Source organism: Rhizobium sp. S152, from assembly GCF_030380735.1.
GTDB lineage: Bacteria > Pseudomonadota > Alphaproteobacteria > Rhizobiales > Rhizobiaceae > Rhizobium.
This window is the reverse complement of sequence record NZ_JAUDRZ010000030.1, coordinates 474,898-492,807: the sequence shown is the minus strand read 5'-3', so window position 1 is coordinate 492,807 and position 17,910 is coordinate 474,898. Positions and strand designations below refer to the sequence as shown.

16 protein-coding genes are annotated in these 17,910 nt (G+C 62.2%); 2 read left to right on the top strand and 14 right to left on the bottom strand.

Annotated features, from left to right (window positions below):
- Positions 1-111: 111 nt before the first annotated feature.
- The 12 genes from QTL95_RS27220 to QTL95_RS27165 form a co-directional block, all read right to left on the bottom strand.
- Positions 112-765 (bottom strand): protein-L-isoaspartate(D-aspartate) O-methyltransferase, encoded by a 654-nt coding sequence (locus QTL95_RS27220; RefSeq protein WP_289722948.1) that lies wholly within the window; start codon positions 763-765, stop codon positions 112-114.
- Between the two features lie 6 nt (positions 766-771).
- Positions 772-1,539, bottom strand: coding sequence for a 5'/3'-nucleotidase SurE (gene surE / locus QTL95_RS27215; RefSeq protein WP_289722947.1), 768 nt, complete (start codon positions 1,537-1,539; stop codon positions 772-774).
- 4 nt (positions 1,540-1,543) lie between these two features.
- The gene (gene serS / locus QTL95_RS27210) at positions 1,544-2,827 is read right to left on the bottom strand and encodes a serine--tRNA ligase (RefSeq protein WP_289722946.1); all 1,284 of its coding nucleotides are present in this window, start codon (positions 2,825-2,827) and stop codon (positions 1,544-1,546) included.
- Between the two features lie 98 nt (positions 2,828-2,925).
- Positions 2,926-3,753, bottom strand: coding sequence for a twin-arginine translocase subunit TatC (gene tatC / locus QTL95_RS27205; protein ID WP_289722945.1), 828 nt, complete (start codon positions 3,751-3,753; stop codon positions 2,926-2,928).
- Positions 3,750-4,427, bottom strand: a complete 678-nt coding sequence (gene tatB, locus QTL95_RS27200; RefSeq protein ID WP_289722944.1) for a Sec-independent protein translocase protein TatB — start codon at positions 4,425-4,427, stop codon at positions 3,750-3,752. The genes tatC and tatB overlap by 4 nt, the downstream gene beginning before the upstream one ends.
- A 49-nt stretch (positions 4,428-4,476) precedes the next feature.
- Positions 4,477-4,674: a twin-arginine translocase TatA/TatE family subunit gene (locus QTL95_RS27195; protein ID WP_037177803.1), complete on the bottom strand. Its 198-nt coding sequence runs from the start codon at positions 4,672-4,674 to the stop codon at positions 4,477-4,479.
- Between the two features lie 185 nt (positions 4,675-4,859).
- Entirely contained in the window at positions 4,860-5,567 is a 708-nt protein-coding gene (gene scpB / locus QTL95_RS27190) for an SMC-Scp complex subunit ScpB (RefSeq protein ID WP_289722943.1), read from the bottom strand.
- Positions 5,564-6,424, bottom strand: a complete 861-nt coding sequence (locus tag QTL95_RS27185) for a segregation and condensation protein A (protein WP_289722942.1) — start codon at positions 6,422-6,424, stop codon at positions 5,564-5,566. Before QTL95_RS27185 ends, scpB begins: the two co-directional genes overlap by 4 nt.
- Before the next feature lie 20 nt (positions 6,425-6,444).
- Positions 6,445-7,458, bottom strand: coding sequence for a beta-N-acetylhexosaminidase (gene nagZ, locus QTL95_RS27180; protein WP_289722941.1), 1,014 nt, complete (start codon positions 7,456-7,458; stop codon positions 6,445-6,447).
- Positions 7,459-7,568: 110 nt separating this feature from the next.
- Positions 7,569-10,610: an SPOR domain-containing protein gene (locus QTL95_RS27175; protein ID WP_289722940.1), complete on the bottom strand. Its 3,042-nt coding sequence runs from the start codon at positions 10,608-10,610 to the stop codon at positions 7,569-7,571.
- Between the two features lie 58 nt (positions 10,611-10,668).
- Positions 10,669-12,426, bottom strand: coding sequence for an arginine--tRNA ligase (argS, locus tag QTL95_RS27170; protein WP_289722939.1), 1,758 nt, complete (start codon positions 12,424-12,426; stop codon positions 10,669-10,671).
- Positions 12,427-12,492: 66 nt separating this feature from the next.
- Positions 12,493-13,710: a deoxyguanosinetriphosphate triphosphohydrolase gene (locus tag QTL95_RS27165; RefSeq protein ID WP_289722938.1), complete on the bottom strand. Its 1,218-nt coding sequence runs from the start codon at positions 13,708-13,710 to the stop codon at positions 12,493-12,495.
- Between the two features lie 219 nt (positions 13,711-13,929).
- Between QTL95_RS27165 and erpA the strand changes: the two genes are divergently transcribed.
- Positions 13,930-14,262 (top strand): iron-sulfur cluster insertion protein ErpA, encoded by a 333-nt coding sequence (erpA, locus tag QTL95_RS27160; protein WP_289722937.1) that lies wholly within the window; start codon positions 13,930-13,932, stop codon positions 14,260-14,262.
- Between the two features lie 132 nt (positions 14,263-14,394).
- The gene (gene xth / locus QTL95_RS27155; RefSeq protein ID WP_289722936.1) at positions 14,395-15,186 is read left to right on the top strand and encodes an exodeoxyribonuclease III; all 792 of its coding nucleotides are present in this window, start codon (positions 14,395-14,397) and stop codon (positions 15,184-15,186) included.
- Positions 15,187-15,189: 3 nt separating this feature from the next.
- On the opposite strand, the gene exoR is transcribed toward xth, so the two are convergent.
- Positions 15,190-15,993, bottom strand: a complete 804-nt coding sequence (gene exoR / locus QTL95_RS27150; protein WP_289722935.1) for an exopolysaccharide production regulator ExoR — start codon at positions 15,991-15,993, stop codon at positions 15,190-15,192.
- Between the two features lie 725 nt (positions 15,994-16,718).
- On the bottom strand, positions 16,719-17,897 hold the full coding sequence (locus QTL95_RS27145; RefSeq protein WP_289722934.1) for an OmpP1/FadL family transporter: 1,179 nt from the start codon (positions 17,895-17,897) through the stop codon (positions 16,719-16,721).
- Between the last annotated feature and the right edge of the window lie 13 nt (positions 17,898-17,910).

Sequence of the window (17,910 nt, the reverse complement as noted above, 5' to 3'; positions counted from 1 at the left end):
GTAGGTTTATTAAAGCGCGTTAGTATTACCACGCCGTTAAAACGCGAGATTCCGTGCGATTTTTTTGAGAAATTGCTAACCATAGGCCGAGAGCGCGCGCGGCGGCGGCGTTCAGAGCAGCGAGGCGAGACGCGGGACAATGGGAAGATAGGGCGCTTCAAAGAGCTCTTCGCGCTCGAAGCGGCTGCCGGTCTTGGTCAGCCTGACGAGACGACATTCGGTCTCGGTGATCATCAGCGGCGCGATCATGGAGCCGCCGGAGACGAGCTGGTCGGCATAAAAACGCGGCATGGAATTGAAGGCGGCGGTCACCAGGATCCGGTCGAAGGTGCCCTCGCCCTGCATGCCGGCACTGCCATCGGCCTGGCGGATGGCGACGTTGCGAATGCCGAGCGTTTCCATGCGTTTCTGCGCATTTGTCGTCAGCGTCTTGTAGCGATCCACGGTCAGGACACGCTCGGCCATACGGGCCATGACGGCGGACATGAAGCCGCTGCCAGTACCGACCTCGAGCACGCGCTGACCGGGTTTTATCCTCAGATGGTGGAGGATACGGACGGCGAGATCAACGCCCTCGAGGAAGGAGCCGCATTCGATGGGAAGGGTGCGGCTGGAATAGGCGTGCTCGGCGAATTCGGGCGGTACGAACAGCGAGCGCGGCGTCGCCTCGACCGCCGTCAGGAGATCGATGTCGGATACCCCTTCGGCCCGCAGCCTCAGAACGAGCGCCGCAAACTCTTCCTTCTCGACCAGCCGTGCCGTCAACGCGATTTACTCCGTACCTGAAAGCGCCCGCGCAATGCGGTCCTGTACGGAATAATCGGTCAGATCCAGTTTCAAAGGGGTTACCGAAACCTTGCTATTCTTCAGCGCATTGACATCAGTGCCTTCCTCGAAGGCGCCGGCGCGCTCGCCGAACTTCAGCCAGTAGTAGGGAAAGCCGCGTCCGTCGGCGCGCGCATCGACCTCCAGATTGAAGGCGAGCTTGCCCTGCGCGGTCACTTCGGTGCCCTCCACTTCCTCGGGACGGCAGTTCGGGAAGTTGAGATTGAGGAAGGTGCCTTCCGGCAGATCGAGCGTCATGAGCTTTTCGAGCAACGCCGGCGCATGCGCCTCGCAGACCTCCCAGGGCAGGATGCGCTGGTCACCTTCACGGATGTAGGCCTGGCTGAGCGCAAAGGAGCGCACGCCCTGCATCGTACCCTCGATGGCGCCGGCGATCGTGCCGGAATAGGTGACGTCGTCGGCGACGTTGGAGCCGGCGTTGACGCCCGACAGAACGAGGTCGGGCTTGATGTCCATCACCTGCTTGATGCCCATGATGACGCAATCGGTCGGCGTTCCCCTGAGCGCGTAATGCTTGTCGGAGATCTTGCGCAGGCGCAGCGGCTCCGACAGGCTCAGCGAATGGGCGAGACCGCTCTGGTCGGTCTCGGGGGCGACGATCCAGACGTCGTCGGAGAGCGTGCGCGCAATCCGCTCCAGCGCCGCCAGACCTTCCGCGTGAATGCCGTCGTCGTTGGTGAGCAGAATGCGCATGATCTCAGGCCGCCCGTTCGATCTTCGTCAGGCCGCCCATGTAGGGGACCAGAACGTCGGGGACGGTCACGGAACCGTCTTCGTTCAGATAGTTCTCCAGAACGGCGATCAGGCAGCGGCCGACGGCGGTGCCGGAGCCGTTGAGCGTGTGAACGAAGCGGTTGGTCTTGTCTTCCTTGCCGCGATAACGCGTGTTCATGCGCCGCGCCTGGAAATCGCCGCAGACCGAGCAGGACGAGATTTCGCGGTAGGTGTTCTGGCCGGGCAGCCAGACCTCGAGATCGTAGGTCTTGCGCGAGCCGAAGCCCATGTCGCCGGTGCAGAGCGTCAGCGTGCGGAAATGCAGGCCGAGGCGCTTCAGTACCTCCTCGGCGCAGGCCGTCATGCGCTCGTGCTCGGCGATCGAGCTTTCGGCGTCGGTGATCGAGACCAGCTCGCACTTCCAGAACTGATGCTGGCGCAGCATGCCACGGGTGTCGCGGCCGGCGGAACCCGCTTCCGAGCGGAAGGACGGGGTGAGCGCGGTGAAGCGCAGCGGCAGCTTTTCCTGGTCAAGAATCTGCTCACGCACAAGGTTGGTGAGCGTGACTTCGGCCGTCGGGATCAGCCAGCGGCCATCCGTCGTGCGAAACATGTCCTCGGCGAATTTCGGCAACTGCCCCACGCCAAAGACCGCCTCGTCGCGCACCATCAGCGGCGAGCTGACTTCGATGTAGCCGTGCTCGCTGGTGTGGAGGTCGATCATGAACTGACCAAGCGCGCGCTCGAGGCGGGCGAGCGGGCCGGTCAGGACCGTGAAGCGCGAGCCGGAGAGCTTGGTCGCCGTTTCGAAATCCATGTAGCCGAGCGCTTCGCCGATCTCGAAGTGTTCCTTCGGCGTATGGTTCCAGCGCGGCTTCTCGCCGGTGACACGCGCGACGACGTTGTCGTGCTCGTCCTTGCCGACGGGGACGTCGTCATGCGGGATGTTCGGGATGCGCGACAGGGCGTCGTTCAATTCTTCGGTGAACGTGCGATCGTCTTCCTCGGCGGCGGGAAGCAGGACCTTGAGGTCGGCGACCTCGGCCTTCAGCTTCTCGGCGAGTTCGCTGTTCTTCTGCGCCATCGCCGCGCCGATCTCCTTGGAGGCGGCGTTGCGGCGGGACTGCATGTCCTGCACCTTCTGGACGGCCGAGCGACGCTTTTCGTCGAGCGCGATCAGGCTTTCGGACAAAGGCTCCGCACCCCGTTTGGCAAGTGCCGCGTCGAGGGCTTCGGGATTCTCACGGATCCATTTGATATCGAGCATCGTCGTTCCAGGTCGTTGCAAAAAGGATGACCCGGCCGAAGCCTGACCGGGCCTCGACCGGAAATTCGGAAGCGCTCAAGAAGAGTTCGCGTCGAACGTTAGACGTTGTCCGTCTTGGCAACGTCCGTCGATCCGTCCGCCTCGTTGATCGCATCGCGAGCACGCTGGCGTTCCACGAGTCGCGCCGCGTAGATGGCAATCTCGTAGAGAATGATGGTCGGCAGCGCAAGACCGATCTGGGACATCGGGTCAGGCGGCGTCAGCACGGCGGCCACCACGAAGGCAAGCACGATGGCGAACTTGCGCTTCTCGCGCAGCCACTGCGACGTCAGGAGACCGACGCGGGCGAGCAGCGTGGTGATGACCGGCAGCTGGAACACCAGGCCGAAGGAAAAGACCAGCGTCATGATGAGGCTGAGATATTCCGAAACCTTCGGCAGGAGCGAGATGGCAACATCGCCCTCTCCAGGCGCCTGCTGCATGGTCAGGAAGAACCACATGACCATCGGCGTGAAGAAGAAATAGACCAGCGACGCGCCGAGCAGGAAGAGCACCGGCGAGGCGATCAGGAAAGGCAGGAAGGCGGCGCGCTCGTTCTTGTAGAGACCGGGAGCGACGAACTTGTAGATTTGCGCGGCGATGATCGGGAAAGCGATCACCAGTCCGCCAAACATGGCGACCTTCACCTGCGTGAAGAAGAACTCCTGCGGCGCGGTGTAGATCAGCTGCGCTTTCGACACATCGAGATGCGCCCACTGGACCGCCCACTTGTAGGGGAAGACGAGTGCATTGAAGAGATGCTTGGCGAAGATGAAGCAGACGATGAATGCGACGAAGAACGCGCCGATCGACCACATGAGCCGCGTGCGCAGCTCCATCAGATGCTCGATCAACGGCTGCGGCTTGTCTTCGATATCACCGCTCATGCTTCATCTTTCTTTTTCTTGGCGGCCGGCTTCTTCGGCGTGGCGGCGGTCTTGCTGACGACGACGGCGGGCTTGGCTGAGCCAGTAGCCTTCGCGGCCGGGGCTTTCGCCGTAGCGGCCTTGGCAGCAACGGGCTTGGCTGACGCGCGCTTGGGCTTTTCAGCCGGCGTCACCGCGACGGCTGCTACAGCATCCGCCTTGTCGGCGGCCTTGGCACGCGGCTTGCGCGGTGCCTTCGGCTTTTCATCGCCAGGCAACACGGCAGCGGCTGCCGGCTCGGGCGTTGGCGCGGCCATGACAGCGGGTGCAACGGCCGGAGCAACCTCGGGTGCCGGCATCAGGCCGAGCGGCGCTTCGGTCTTGTTCTCGACCACCGTCGCCTTCTGGAGATCGGCCTTGATCTCGTTGCCCATCTGGCGAAGCGGGTTCATGGCTTCGCGAAGAGAGTTCACCGGGTTCAGCTTCTGCGCATCGCTCAGCGTCTGACGGACGTCGTCCATATCCGCTTCACGAAGGGCTTCGTCGAACTGGGCACGGAATTCGCCGGCGACCTTACGGGCGCGCTGCGTCATCTTGCCAAACGCACGAAGCATCGGCGGAAGATCCTTCGGACCAACCACCACGATCAATACGACCGCGATGACAAGCAACTCGGTCCAGCCAATATCGAACATTCAAGGCTCCTGTACGGGAAACGCGGGGGCGGCGCTTGCCCGGACGTGATTACTTCGTTTCGTCGGCCTTGTGATCGACGGTCTTGCCGGTCGTGGCTTCCGGGGCGTCATCGTCGTTCATGCCCTTCTTGAAGCTCTTGATGCCCTTGGCGACGTCGCCCATGAGCTCAGGAATCTTGCCGCGGCCGAACAACAGCAGGACGATCGCAAGAACGATCAGCCAGTGCCACATGCTAAAAGAACCCATTACGCTAACTCCTTGTTGTGATGTCTGTTGATGTAAGAATTTCCAACACCAAATCCAACATCAAAATTCCCCTTGGATTGTCGTTAATGTCACGGGATCGCCCTTGGTGACAAGTCATCCAGCCTTCGAAAAATTGTGATCGGCATTGTTTTCGTCATCGGTGGCGAAACAAAGACATGAAGCGACTATTCTTCCGAGCCGCCGGAGGGCGCGAGAAGGCCGAGTTCCTCCAGATCCAGCTGGGTGATCGGATCTTCATCTTCGGTCAGTTCATCGTTCATCGTCGGCGACGGGATGTTGAAATTGGCGGGGATGCGGCCCGACAGCAGGCCGGCGCCCTTCAATTCCTCGATACCGGGCAGATCGCGCAGCTCCTCCAAACCGAAATGATCGAGGAAGTCGCGCGTGGTGCCGAGCGTGACCGGCCGCCCCGGCGTGCGCCGACGACCGCGAAAACGCACCCAACCGGCCTCCATCAGCACGTCGAGCGTGCCGCGCGACGTCTGCACACCTCTTATATCCTCGATCTCGGCGCGCGTCACCGGCTGGTGATAGGCGATGATCGCCAGCACCTCGAGGGCTGCGCGCGACAGCTTCTTCACCTCGTTTTCATCGCGGCGGATCACGAAGGAAAGATCGGCCGCGGTGCGGAACGCCCAGGAATCTTCGACCTGCACGAGATTGACGCCGCGATGGGCGTACTGATCCTTCAGCCGCAGCATGGTGGCGCGCACGTTAAAGTCTCGCGGCAGGCGGTCGGCGATGAAGCTCTCGGAAACGGGCTGTGCGGATGCAAAGACCAGCGCTTCGGCTATACGCTCCGCTTCCGTCTCGACCGCCGCGTCGTTGTCGACATCCTCGGGGCCGATATCCTGCTCTTCCAATTCCGTCACGCCGGGCGCTCCTGTTCGACGACCTGCAGCGTCGCGTGGTTCGGTCCACGCCGCATGTAAAGCGGCTGGAAAGCGCCGTCCTGGCGGATCTCGATCTTGCCCTCGCGGACGAGTTCCAGCGATGCGGCAAAGGCGCTGGCCATCGCAGTCACCCGATCCTCGGGCGTTGTCATGTAGCGCAGAAGATGCTGCTCCAGTGCCGTCCAATCGGTGATCTCGCCGATCAGCCGTGTCAGCAACTCGCGGGCGTCGGTCAGCGACCATACGTTACGCTTGGCGATCGTGACCTGCGTCACGGATTGTCGCTGGCGCAACGTGGCATAGGCCGTCAGCAGATCGTAGAGGCTCGCGTCATAGGCAGACTTCTGCCGGTCGGGAATGTGCTCCGGCGCGCCGCGCGCCAGCACGTCGCGGCCGAGCCGGTTGCGGTTGATGAGACCTTCCGCCGCGCCGCGCATCGCCTCCAGGCGCTTCAGGCGGAATGCGAGCGCTGCCGCCATCTCCTCGCCGGAAGGGCCGTCATCCTTGACCTGCTGCGGGATGAGCAGGCGTGACTTCAGATAGGCCAGCCACGCCGCCATGACCAGATAGTCGGCCGCCAGCTCGATGCGGATGCGGCGCGCGCTTTCGATGAACTGCAGATACTGCTCGGCGAGAGCCAGAACGGAGATGCGGGAGAGATCGACCTTCTGGTTGCGGGCGAGATAGAGCAGCAGGTCGAGAGGGCCTTCGAAGCCGGCCACGTCGATCAACAAAGCAGGATCGCCGGTCGCACGTTCGGCGGCATTCTCCTGCCACAGCTTGTCCATCGGCGTTGCCGCCGAGGCCGACCGTTCCATGCCCTTTACACTGCTCACCTGCCCTCTTCCTTTCGCGATCAGACCGTCGCGAACATCGCGTGGAATTCCGACCGCATGGCGGCCTCGTCGGCCGCGTCGGCCTTCGGAAAACCGTTCACGACCCGCACCGCGCGCTCCAGCGACCTGCCCTGCAGCATCGGCACGTTGGCTACCACCTGCTGCATCTCGTCCATATGGCCGTTGCAATGCAACACGATATCGCAGCCGCCTGCAATGATATTCGCCGCCCGCTCGCCCAGCGTCCCGGCCAAGGCATTCATCGAGCTATCATCCGACAGCAAAAGACCATCGAAGCCGATCTGATCGCGGATGACGCCGTCTATCACCTTGCGCGACGTGGTCGCCGGGTTCTCCGGGTCGATCGCGGTGAAGACGACGTGGCAGGTCATCGCCATCAGTTCGTCCTTCATCGCCACGAAGGGCGGAAAGTCGTGGGCTTCTAGCTCCTGGCGCGACACCGTGACGACGGGAAGCTCATGGTGCGAATCGGCAAAGCCGCGGCCATGGCCCGGCATATGCTTCATCACGGGCAACAGTCCGCCGGCCTTCAGACCCTCGGCTGCCGCCCTGCCCATCTCCGTGACGGTCACGGGATCACCGCCATAGGCGCGGTTGCCGATGACGTTGCTGCTGCCCTCGACGGGAACGTCGAGCACGGGCAGGCAATCCACGTTGATACCGAGGCCGGAGAGATCGAAGGCATGCAACCGCGACATCAGCCAGGCGGCACGCCTGCCCTTTTCCTTGTCCTGGCGATAGAGATCGCCGAGTTGCTGGCCGGAAGGATAGTGCTGGAAGATCGGCGGGCGAATGCGCTGGACGCGCCCTCCCTCCTGGTCGATCAGCACCGGCGCGTGCCAGCCGACGCTCTCGCGCATCTCCGCCACGAGGTCGGCGATCTGCGCGGGCTCGGAGATATTGCGCCCGAAGAGAATGAAGCCCCAGGGGCGCTCGGCCTCATAGAAGGCCTTTTCTTCGGCAGTGAGGGACAGGCCGCTACAGCCCAGGATCATCGCTTTTGATTCGGTCATATACGAATCATAGAGGCGCTTTGCGGAAATGCGAGTGAGGTCAACCGCCATTCACAAAAAAGGAGCGGCGGGACAAAGCCCGCCGCTCCATATTCAACGTCCGTCGAAGCTTACTTCGAGATCAGGCAGGAGCCGCCGGCACTGCGGAACTTCTCGCAAAGAGCAGCGGCTTCGTCCTTCGATCCGGCCGGGATGCGAACGCGGTAGAAGGTACCCTTGCCGGCGATATCAGCCTTGCGGATCTCATAGGCCCGGCCGCCAAGCACGCCGGCGAACTTCTTCGACAGGCTTGCGTAGGACTTCTTCGCTTCCTCTTCCGAAGGCAGCGAGGCGATCTGCATGCCGTAGCTTCCGGCGGCAGCCGTCGTCGGCTGCGGCTGGGCGGCGGCCTGCGGAGCCGACGCGACCTCGGTCGGCTTGGCAGGCGCTGTTGCAGCCGGAGCGGCTTCGGCGGGCTTTGCCTGCTGGCTCAGCGGACGTGCGCCGGGAACCGGCGCCGTGTCGCTAACGGTCGAGCTCTGGACGCTGCGGACAGGCGGATCGACATCGGCCGGCGTCGCGGCGGCGGCCTTGGCGAGAACGTTCTCGGACGGAGCCTGTGCCGCTGTCGGCGAAGTCTTCTCGACCGGGGTCGAGCGGATATCGGCGGAAGCAACCTGGCCGGCGGCCGGGAAGCTCGCGGCGGAGCCGTTCGGCGTGATCTTCTGGGTCTGGACGGTCTTGGTCACCGGCATGTTGGTCGGCGCCGCTTCCGGAGCGACGTCTTCACGGGCGACCAGCGTACCGTCAGGCTTGACGATCATCGTGCGGACCTTGCGGGCCGAGACAGCCGGCTTGTTCGCATCGTCGGCGTCATCCGCCGCGTCAGCCGTATCCTGAGTCGGAAGCAGGCGTGGATCCTCAGTGTCGCCGACCGGCGTTGCCATCGACGGCATCGCCATGTCGTTGTCCTCGGGCATCGTCTCCGGCGTCAGCGTGCGCTGAACGACATCGACGGGCTGCTCGTCGCTCGACACCAGCGCCTTCTGCTTGGGCGCCGCACTTGCAGCACCACCGACGCTGTCATAGACGGCCTTGTCCTGGTTCGGCACGGTCTTGCCACCAGGATTCTCGGGAACGACCTTGACGGGGTCCTTTTCGGCCACGATGACACGCGGCTCGCCGGACGAAATACCGAGGCCGCCATCCCGCGCCAGGAAGGAGTAGCCCGCATAGGCCACGCCGCCGAAGACGACGATCATGGCGGCAGCGGCGAGCATCCGCTTCATCGAGCGGGCGCGGCTCATGTCTTCCGCGTCGCTGGCGGACTGGATCTGCACCTGCGACACACTTTCGCTGCGCGCCTGGACCGGCTCGCTGACGCTGCGGCGGAAATCCTCCTCCAGCGCGCGCTCGAACTCGTCGAAATTCTGCGCCTGCGGCGGCTTGGGTGCGGGCGCCATCGGCGCGACGGTGACCGGCGCGCGACCTCGCCACTCCTCGGCAGCAGGTTTGACCGCAGCGGCGGCAACCGGCTTGGAGGGTGCGAGAAGGCTGGCGATCTCGGCGTCGACATCGAAATCGAAATCGGAGGTCGGTGCATGGACGACCGGCTGCTCTACCGGCGGCAGGACGGGAACATGCATGTCCTCGACGGTCTCGGGATGATACTCGGCGTCCGAGATCATCGACGGATCGAAGGGCAGTTCGTCGCCGGCGTCAGAGGCAAAAGCGGAAGCGACAGGTGCCTTCGGCTGCGGCTGATAGGCCGGCGATGCCGAGAACTGCGTCTGCATGGGCTGCTGGTAGACCGGAGCGGCAGCAACGACCGGCGCAGGGCGCGGTACCGGTGCGGGCTCCGGCCGGTAGCTGGCAACCGGTGCGACGGGTTGCGGCGCAGGCGTTTCGACGGCCTGTACGTTCACCGGTTCGGCGAAATCCAGATCGGCAAGCTCGAGTTCGATGCCTTCAAGATCGAGCTCGAAGTCATGACCCGCGAAGGGATCCTCGGCTTCCGGCTCGACATTGGCGGCAACCGATGCCGCGACGGGAGGCTGATACGGCGCAGGCGTCGGAGCAACGGCAACCGGTGCGGCTGCAACCTCACGAACAAGCTCGGGCGACAACGCGGGTTCGAAAGCATCGGCCTTTGGAGCGGACTGGCGATCAGGAACCGGATACTGCGATACATCGGCGAGCAGATCGTCGAGATCGAAAGCGATGTCGTCCAGATCGGCGGGAGCAGCTTCCGTCAACGCGGCATCCGTCTGGATGTCGCCGTCCTTGGCGGCGGCGGCGAGATCGAAGGCGCTGTGGTCGACGAATGTCTCGGCGACCGGCGCATCGTCGAATACGAAGGGTTCTTCCTCGACCGGAGGCTCTTCGTGCGAAACGGGCTCTTCGTGGCGGTCGATCTCAGCCGGGAATCCGGCCGCGACAGGCGCTTCGTAGGCGGGCACCTCAGGCGCGAAACTCACCGCCTCTGGCGCAGAGATCGGCTGCGGAGCGGCGGCAACCACGGGCGCAGGCTCAACGACCGTCGGTACCGGGGCTTGGCGGCTGGCGGGATGAAAATTGGCAAGCGGCAGCCGGATGCTGGCGGCTGACCACTGCGGGGCCTTGGCAGGCTGAACGGGAGCGACCGGAGCAGGCGCGGCGCCGATCGACTGCTCGAGTTCCTCGATGAGATCGCGTGCGCCACCAGAGACAGGTTCGGCGGCGCGGCTGACGCTGGACGTCCAATCGGCGGAGGCCAGCAGATGATGTGTGCCAGAATGGGGCGCGATCGCCGCGGCGAGCGCCTCTTCTGAGGCGAAATCCGCTTCCGGCGCGACCTGAATCTCAGGCGCGGCCTCATAGGACTGCTCGTAGGCGGCCTGGGGCGCAGGAGCGGCTTCATAAGCCGGCTCTTCATAGGCGATGGGCTGCTCGAATACCGGCTCGGCCGGATGTGAATACGAGGCGGCCTGCTGCGGCGCCTCATACTGCTCGAACTCGCGCAGGAGTTCATCTTCGAGATTGAAAGCCGGCTCCGGTGGCTGCACGTCAGCCACCGTATTTGCCGCTACGCGCGGCTCGAATCCGACGATCCGAGCGAGCTCGGCCAATGGATCATCGTCAGCAAAGAGGTCCGTATTCTTACGCGTGTCATACGCCCGCTGTTTGTCTGCCATACTCATCCACTCGCACTTGCAAAGGTTCATGCCAGAGCATTGTGGGTAAATGGTGACGCTATCGCATCTCGTCCGGCGCTGCGGTGCCTGCGATAGCAAGTCCCGCCTTCAAAACCGACGCAACGGCGTACACCAGCCCTAGTCTGGCTATACTCGATTCTCGGTTCTTATCGTTAATAAATCGTAAGTCGATTTGTTCTTTGCCTTTGTTCCAATGAGCATGGAAAGAACTGGCGAGATCGTAGAGGTAAAATACGACGCGATGCGGCTCCTGCGACTGGGCCGCAGACTCGATCAGCCTCGGGAACTCGGCAGCCTTGGCAACCAGTTGTAATTCCGCCGGATCCGAGATTTCAGCGACCGCCTTCGCAAGCACTTCCGGCGATACGTCGAGATCGGGAAATGCCTCCTTCGCCTGCCGGAAAACCGACATGCAGCGCGCATGCGCGTACTGCACGTAGAAGACCGGATTGTCCTTCGATTGTTCCGTTACCTTGGCGAAATCGAAGTCCAGCGGCTCGGAGCTCTTCCGGTACAGCATCATGAAACGAACCGAATCGCGGCCGACTTCGTCAACCACGTCGCGCAGCGTCACGAAGTTGCCGGAACGCTTCGACATCTTGACCGGCTCGCCATCACGGAACAGCTTGACCAGCTGGCAGAGCAGCACGGTGAGCTTGGCCTTGCCTTCCGACACACCACGGGCAACCGCCTCCAGGCGCTTGACGTAGCCGCCGTGGTCGGCGCCGAGCACGTAGATCATCTCGTTGAAGCCGCGATCATACTTGTTCTTGAAGTAAGCAACGTCGGCCGCGAAGTAAGTATAGGAACCGTCAGACTTGATCAGCGGGCGATCCATGTCGTCACCGACCTCGGTCGAGCGGAAGAGCGTCTGCTCGCGGTCTTCCCAGTCCTCGGGCAATTGGCCCTTCGGGGGCGGCAGGGTGCCCTTGTAGACGTGGCCCTTGAAAGTCAGGTCGTTGATGGCCGTGCGGATGGCGGCGGCGCCGTTGGCATGCAGCGTCCGCTCCGAGAAGAACACGTCGTGATGGACGTTGAGCGCTTCCAGATCCTCACGGATCATCGCCATCATCGCGTCGATGGTGCGATCCTTGACGATCGGCATCCACTCCTCTTCCGGCATGTTGTGCAGCTTGACGCCGTAGTCACTCGCCAGCGACTGACCGACCGGAACGAGGTACTCGCCCGGATAGAGGCCCGCCGGGATCTCGCCGATGTTTTCGCCGAGTGCCTCGCGATAGCGCAGGAACACCGAGCGCGCGAGCACGTCGATCTGCGAGCCGGCGTCGTTGATGTAGTATTCCTTGACGACGTCGAAACCCGCGAAGGACAGCAGGTTGGCCAGCGCGTCGCCGACGACGGCGCCACGGCAATGGCCGACATGCATCGGGCCGGTCGGATTGGCCGAGACATATTCGACATTGACCTTCCTGCCAGTACCCAGCGTCGAGCGGCCGTAATCCGTGCCGGCCTCGATCATCGAGGCGAGCAGGCGCTGCCAGTAGCCGACGGAGAGTTTGAGATTAATGAAGCCAGGACCGGCGACCGAGACTTCGGCGACGTCGGCGTCTTCCTTGAGCTTGGCTGCGATCACGTCGGCCAACGCCCGGGGATTGCTGCCGAGCGGCTTGGACAGCACCATCGCCGCGTTGGTCGCCACGTCGCCATGGCTCGGGTCGCGCGGGGGTTCGATCGTGATGCGGCCGAAATCCAGCTCGGATCGCTTTTCCTTGACCAGATCGATCTGTTCAAGGGCGGTTTTAATCCTGGCTTCGAAATCGGTAAAAAGGTTCATCGCAATCTTCCATGCATAGGCTGTGCCAAAAGGCGTTTGCGCGGGGTACGCCCGAGCGACCGCTGCCTATCGCAAATCCGGAGTATGGTCAAACAATCGCCTGTGGGCGCTCACGGCATAGGTATCGGTCATCCCGGCCAGATAATCGCCGACATGGCGCGCCCTCGCCGCTTCGGCAAGGCCGGCAATGTGGTCGACCCAATAATGGCTCTGCATCTCCTTGGGGTTGGCCATGTACGCACCGAAAAGATCGGTGACGATCTGGGCTGCGCCGGCACGGATGCGCATGATATCAGGATGGCGGTAGATGCGCTTGAAGAGCATCGCCTTGATCTGCTGGTCGGTCTCGGCCATCTCGGGCGAGAAGGTGGCAATCACATTATCGGCCTGCCTGATGTCGTCAGCGCTTTGCGGCTTCAGCATATCCAGGCGCTGCTGCGAGACGGAAATGACGTCCTCGACCATTCGGGTGATCTGGCGACGCATGATTTCATGGGTGAAGCGGCTGGCCTCGAGATTGGGATACCGCTCCCTCACCTCCGCCATCAACCCGGCGAGGAACGGGATCTCCTCCAGCATGTCGAAGGTGAGATAGCCGGAGCGCAGACCGTCGTCGATATCGTGGGTATTGTAGGCGATATCGTCGGCGATCGCAGCTGCCTGGGCTTCGAGGCTGGCGAAGGTATCGAGCTCGAGGTCGTGGATCTCGCAATAGTCGAGGATCGGCTGCGGAACCGGGCCGCGTGTGCCGGCGCCGTCCTTGGAAAGCAGCGGCCCGTTGTGCTTGACCAGACCTTCCAGGCTTTCCCAGGTGAGGTTGATGCCGTCGAAATCGGCGTAGCGGCGCTCCAGCTTGGTCACGATGCGCAGGGACTGGGCATTGTGATCGAAGCCGCCGTAAGGCAGCAGCACCTCGTGCAGCGCATCCTCGCCGGTATGGCCGAAGGGCGTGTGGCCGAAATCATGGACGAGCGCGACGCCCTCGGCCAAATCCTCGTCGAGCTTCAAGGCCCGTGCAAGCGCACGCGCAACCTGCGCCACCTCGATCGTGTGCGTCAGGCGCGTGCGATAGTGATCGCCATCCTGGGCGATGAAGACCTGGGTCTTGTGCTTCAGCCGGCGAAAGGCGGTCGTGTGAACGATCCTGTCGCGGTCGCGCTGGAAGTCGGAGCGCGTCGGGCTGGCGCCTTCTGGGTAAAGGCGGCCGCGAGAGGTCCAAGGATCGGCCGCATAGACCGCCCTGTCGCTGTTTCCGAAGCCCAATGCATGCCTGTCGATCGTCATTCTTCACCGTCATCCGATATCTTGCGGCCGCAGCCCATTGACGCCGCTGTTCGCTCTTCATACCTATAGCTTCAATAAACGGCAAAAATACTCGATACGAGTTGATTTGCGCGGAGCATGCGTCCTCAGGGCGTTTTGCGTAAATGCTTGTAAACCAGTCGCTTGCAAGATGCGGCTGAATTCAATTCTCTCCGGATCTTGACCCCGGCAGGAGGAAACATGACTGAGACGAGTGTAACCCTTTCCGATGCCGCGGCAAAACGAATCGCCGCGATCGTCGGCGCCGACAGCGGCAAGAGCGCGCTGCGCGTGTCCGTCGAAGGCGGCGGCTGCTCGGGGTTCTCCTACAAGTTCGACCTGACCGACGCGACGCTCGATGACGACGTGGTGGTCGAGAAGAACGATGCCAAGGTGCTGATCGACAGCGTCTCACTGGTTTATATGGCCGGCTCCGAGATCGACTTCGTCGACAACCTGCTCGGCCAGTCCTTCGAGATCCGCAATCCGAACGCGGTTGCGAGCTGTGGCTGCGGCACAAGCTTCTCGATCTGATTTCAGATCGGTTTTCAAACCGGGCTATCCACACCGAACCGGCCGAAGATCGCCTTCCGGCCGGTTTATCGTCTTGTCCGCAATCGGAAGAGCGCGATAAAAGAGGCCGGTGAACCGGAACAGGATCAGGCCATGAAGATTGCGACTTGGAACATCAACGGCGTCAAGGCGCGCATCGACAACCTGACGCAGTGGCTTACCGACTCGCAGCCCGACATTGCCTGCCTGCAGGAAATCAAGACGGTCGACGAGGGATTTCCGAGGCTCGAGATCGAGGCGCTCGGCTATCATGTGGAGACGCACGGCCAGAAGGGCTTCAACGGCGTAGCGATCCTCTCCAAGACGAAGCCCGACGAGGTGAACCGCGGCCTGCCGGGCGATCCGCTGGACGAGCAGGCGCGCTTTCTGGAAGCCGTCTTCTCGCTGCCCGGCAATCGCGTCGCCCGCGTCTGCTGCCTCTACCTGCCGAACGGTAATCCGGTCGAGACCGAGAAATACCCCTACAAGCTGGCCTGGATGGAGCGGCTGCGGAAATTCGCGGCTGAGCGGCTGGCCTATGAGGAAATCCTCATTCTCGCCGGCGACTACAACGTCATCCCCGAGCCGCATGACTGCTTCGATCCGAAGGTTTGGGAGAACGACGCGCTGTTCCTGCCGCAGACCCGAGAAGCCTTCCGCAAGCTCGAAAGCCTCGGCCTGACAGATGCCGTCAGGGCGACCAGCGACGGCGTTCCGCTCTATACGTTCTGGGATTATCAGGCCGGCGCATGGCCGAAGAACAACGGCATCCGCATCGATCACCTGATGCTGTCGCCGGAAGCCGTTGACCGGATGACGTCAACGGCGATCGAAAAGCACGTACGCGCCTGGGAAAAGCCGTCAGACCATGTGCCTGTCGTGGCCTACTTCGACTTCGCGGCGTAAAGCTTAGTCAGCGCCGCTTACGGAGATCTTCTGAGAGAGCGCGACCGCGGAGCGGCGGTCGCTTTCGTTGGCGACGGAGAATGCCTGTTCCTGCAGCGATTCCATCCAGCCGCAATCCTTGGGCTTGCATCGGTCGAGCGCGGCGGTCATCAGGGCGAGACCGTTGGCGGTCTGGCCTTCCTGGAAGAGGATGTTGCCGAAGACCGACATGGCGCCGGGGTGACCGGCCTTGCGGGCCTGGTTCAGCCACTTCTTGGCCTGCTGGTTGCTGGCCCGGCCGCCCTCGCCCGCCAGCATCATCTGCGCCAGCTGGAACTGCGCCTCGGGCACGCCGAAGGTGGACGCGACCTGGAAATAGAGCTGGCGTGCCTGGCTGAGGTCGGCCTTCACCGGCGTACCCGCGATGCCGTTCTTGTAATAGCTCGCCAGCGCCAGAAGCGCATTGACGAAAAAGCCGGTGTCTTCCGAGCCGGGCTCGACGCCCTGCTGGGCGATCTCGCTGTAGATCTTGAAAGCTTCGAAATCGTTCTGCGCGACGCCGTCGCCATCGGCATACATGTTGGCGAGCGCCCAGCGCGAGCCGGTGTGGCCCTTCTCGGCGGCATACTTGTAGGCTTCGACGGCCTCTTCCTTCTGGCCGTTCTTGTAGGCCTTGAAGCCGAACTTGAAGAGATCGAAAGGACCGGATTCCTTGCTCACGCCGGACTGGATGTCGAAGGCGGCGGCCGGGCAGGCAATGGCTGCGCAGCACGCGACGGAAAGCCCCGCCAATATCAATCTCAAAGGTCTGAACTCGAACGTCAGCATTGCACCCGGCTTCTTTCGCTTCCATCCGCCGCGACCGACCGGGACGCACTGTCCATCGATCCGCTACGGAGGTACCTCCTCCCGGCGAGCGATCCCGCGGTGAGCTCGATGGCTCCCTTGCCCGCGTCGCATCCAGCCCGCTCTCCAACGAGAGCCTGAATTTCAACCGCACCGCGCTTCGTCGTCCGGCCTGCGGCACGACAGTTTCGCGGCGACTTCCGCTTTATGCCGGCGGATGCGCCAAGCGCCCTTCCGCCTTCCAGACATAGGTAATCACCAATTGTGACCAAACCTGTGCCAACGTTACCGGAACGCTCTTCCGGCGCTGCCGTACGGCTTGAACTTGTGAGGAAACGAAGATCAGAAAGTGCAACGTCGGAGCGAATTTTTTCGGCCGAAAAGCCCTGCAGCAAAAGCGAAACGTCGATCACGGCAGCCTTTTCGCCGTACCCTTCGTCCACCTCATCTGCACCAAGCAAAAATCGAACCATTGAACTCTTTACGCGCACCCTGAGCCTGTCATTCCCTCGCCCGACCTTATCGCTGCGCCTAGTTTGTGGCGGGAAATGGACAATTTGTCCCTGAGATCATCTTACGCAAATGCTGGAGAAAAACTGTTGCTGAATCGTCACAAAAGAAGATGCCGAAACGGCATGATTAATGGCGACCGGATACAGAAAAGCCCGGCGCTTTGCCGGGCTTTGATCTCAGATGATCTTCAGGGATCAGAACTTGACCTTGATGCTGGTGGAGAGTGCGGCCACGAGATCATTGCCGAAGGTGTACGTCGCGTCTTCGCCGTACGTGACGCCATCACGGGTGAATGTTCCGGATTCGCCGCTTGTCAAAACACCGATCGCTCCAGCAAGACGCCATTCGACGTTCTCGGTCGGATTGTAGGCCGCACCGACGCCCAGCGTCCATGTGTCGGTCTGCGTTCCGTAACCATCGCTGGTGCCCCGATCCCACGTCAGGCTGACCGCTCCGGTCCATTGGTCGTTAAACTTGTGGCCGATGCCGCCGGTGACCGTCCAGCCGTCGCGATACGCGAGGTCTAGGGAGGTTATTTCGATACCTGAAGCATTGCTAAACGGAACAGACTGCAGCACGCTCCAATTGGTCCACTTGACCGAACCGAAAGCAAGCCAATCCGGGGCGATGCCGCTCTGTAATTTGAGTTCGAGGGAGTCTGGCGCCTCTGCAGATCCGGTAACTGGTATGATAGGGCCGCCGACATTGGTGAGGTTCACCGTTCCCGTCAGGTTGTCGTACTTTACCTTGCTGTTATAGACCAAGCTGGCGCGCAATGCGTACTCTGGAATCTCATAGGCGACGCCAACGCGCCAGCCCCATGACCGATCGCTCATATCAAGCCGACCGGTTCCGTTCGGGATCGGAGCCAAAAGCTTTTCCTGAAAGCCTTCGATCTCCTGGTAGAATGCTCCGCCGATCAACCGCATTTGACCTTGGCCAGCGTCAAACTTGTACGAACAGGTTGCGGCGTAGTTGTGGCTTGAGATCTTTGTCTCGACGTTGCTGTTGGCGCCGGCCCAATTCTGGCCCGGGTTTGTGTGAGCGCCAAACGGCTCGGAATAATCGACCAAGCAATCAACATCACCCATGCCGCCCTTAAAACCGGCATAAGGGACGACGTAGTTCTCCGTGTCGTCAGCAGAATTTGGTCCAGAAGGGACACCATTCGTCGGATCCACGTCCTGCACATTCTTCAGCTTCCGTTGCGGCATGACGTAAATCAGAGCCGACTGCGCCGAAAAGCGCGACTGATCGAACAACAGATCGATATTATAGCCGCCGCGCTCCAGACCGCCCGCGAAGGACGGCTGCGCCAGTGTCGAAAATAGGACGAGCGACAAAACGCCCGCCGATGCCTTACGAGATGCCAAGGTGTCTCCCCCA

Bases quoted from the DNA above. Each gene is read 5' to 3' on its own strand.
- surE (WP_289722947.1), bottom strand. From the start codon at position 1,539: ATGCGCATTCTGCTCACCAACGACGACGGCATTCACGCGGAAGGTCTG.
- serS (WP_289722946.1), bottom strand. From the start codon at position 2,827: ATGCTCGATATCAAATGGATCCGTGAGAATCCCGAAGCCCTCGACGCG.
- tatC (WP_289722945.1), bottom strand. From the start codon at position 3,753: ATGAGCGGTGATATCGAAGACAAGCCGCAGCCGTTGATCGAGCATCTG.
- tatB (WP_289722944.1), bottom strand. From the start codon at position 4,427: ATGTTCGATATTGGCTGGACCGAGTTGCTTGTCATCGCGGTCGTATTG.
- QTL95_RS27195 (WP_037177803.1), bottom strand. From the start codon at position 4,674: ATGGGTTCTTTTAGCATGTGGCACTGGCTGATCGTTCTTGCGATCGTC.
- nagZ (WP_289722941.1), bottom strand. From the start codon at position 7,458: ATGACCGAATCAAAAGCGATGATCCTGGGCTGTAGCGGCCTGTCCCTC.
- QTL95_RS27175 (WP_289722940.1), bottom strand. From the start codon at position 10,610: ATGGCAGACAAACAGCGGGCGTATGACACGCGTAAGAATACGGACCTC.
- argS (WP_289722939.1), bottom strand. From the start codon at position 12,426: ATGAACCTTTTTACCGATTTCGAAGCCAGGATTAAAACCGCCCTTGAA.
- QTL95_RS27165 (WP_289722938.1), bottom strand. From the start codon at position 13,710: ATGACGATCGACAGGCATGCATTGGGCTTCGGAAACAGCGACAGGGCG.
- erpA (WP_289722937.1), top strand. From the start codon at position 13,930: ATGACTGAGACGAGTGTAACCCTTTCCGATGCCGCGGCAAAACGAATC.
- xth (WP_289722936.1), top strand. From the start codon at position 14,395: ATGAAGATTGCGACTTGGAACATCAACGGCGTCAAGGCGCGCATCGAC.
- exoR (WP_289722935.1), bottom strand. From the start codon at position 15,993: ATGCTGACGTTCGAGTTCAGACCTTTGAGATTGATATTGGCGGGGCTT.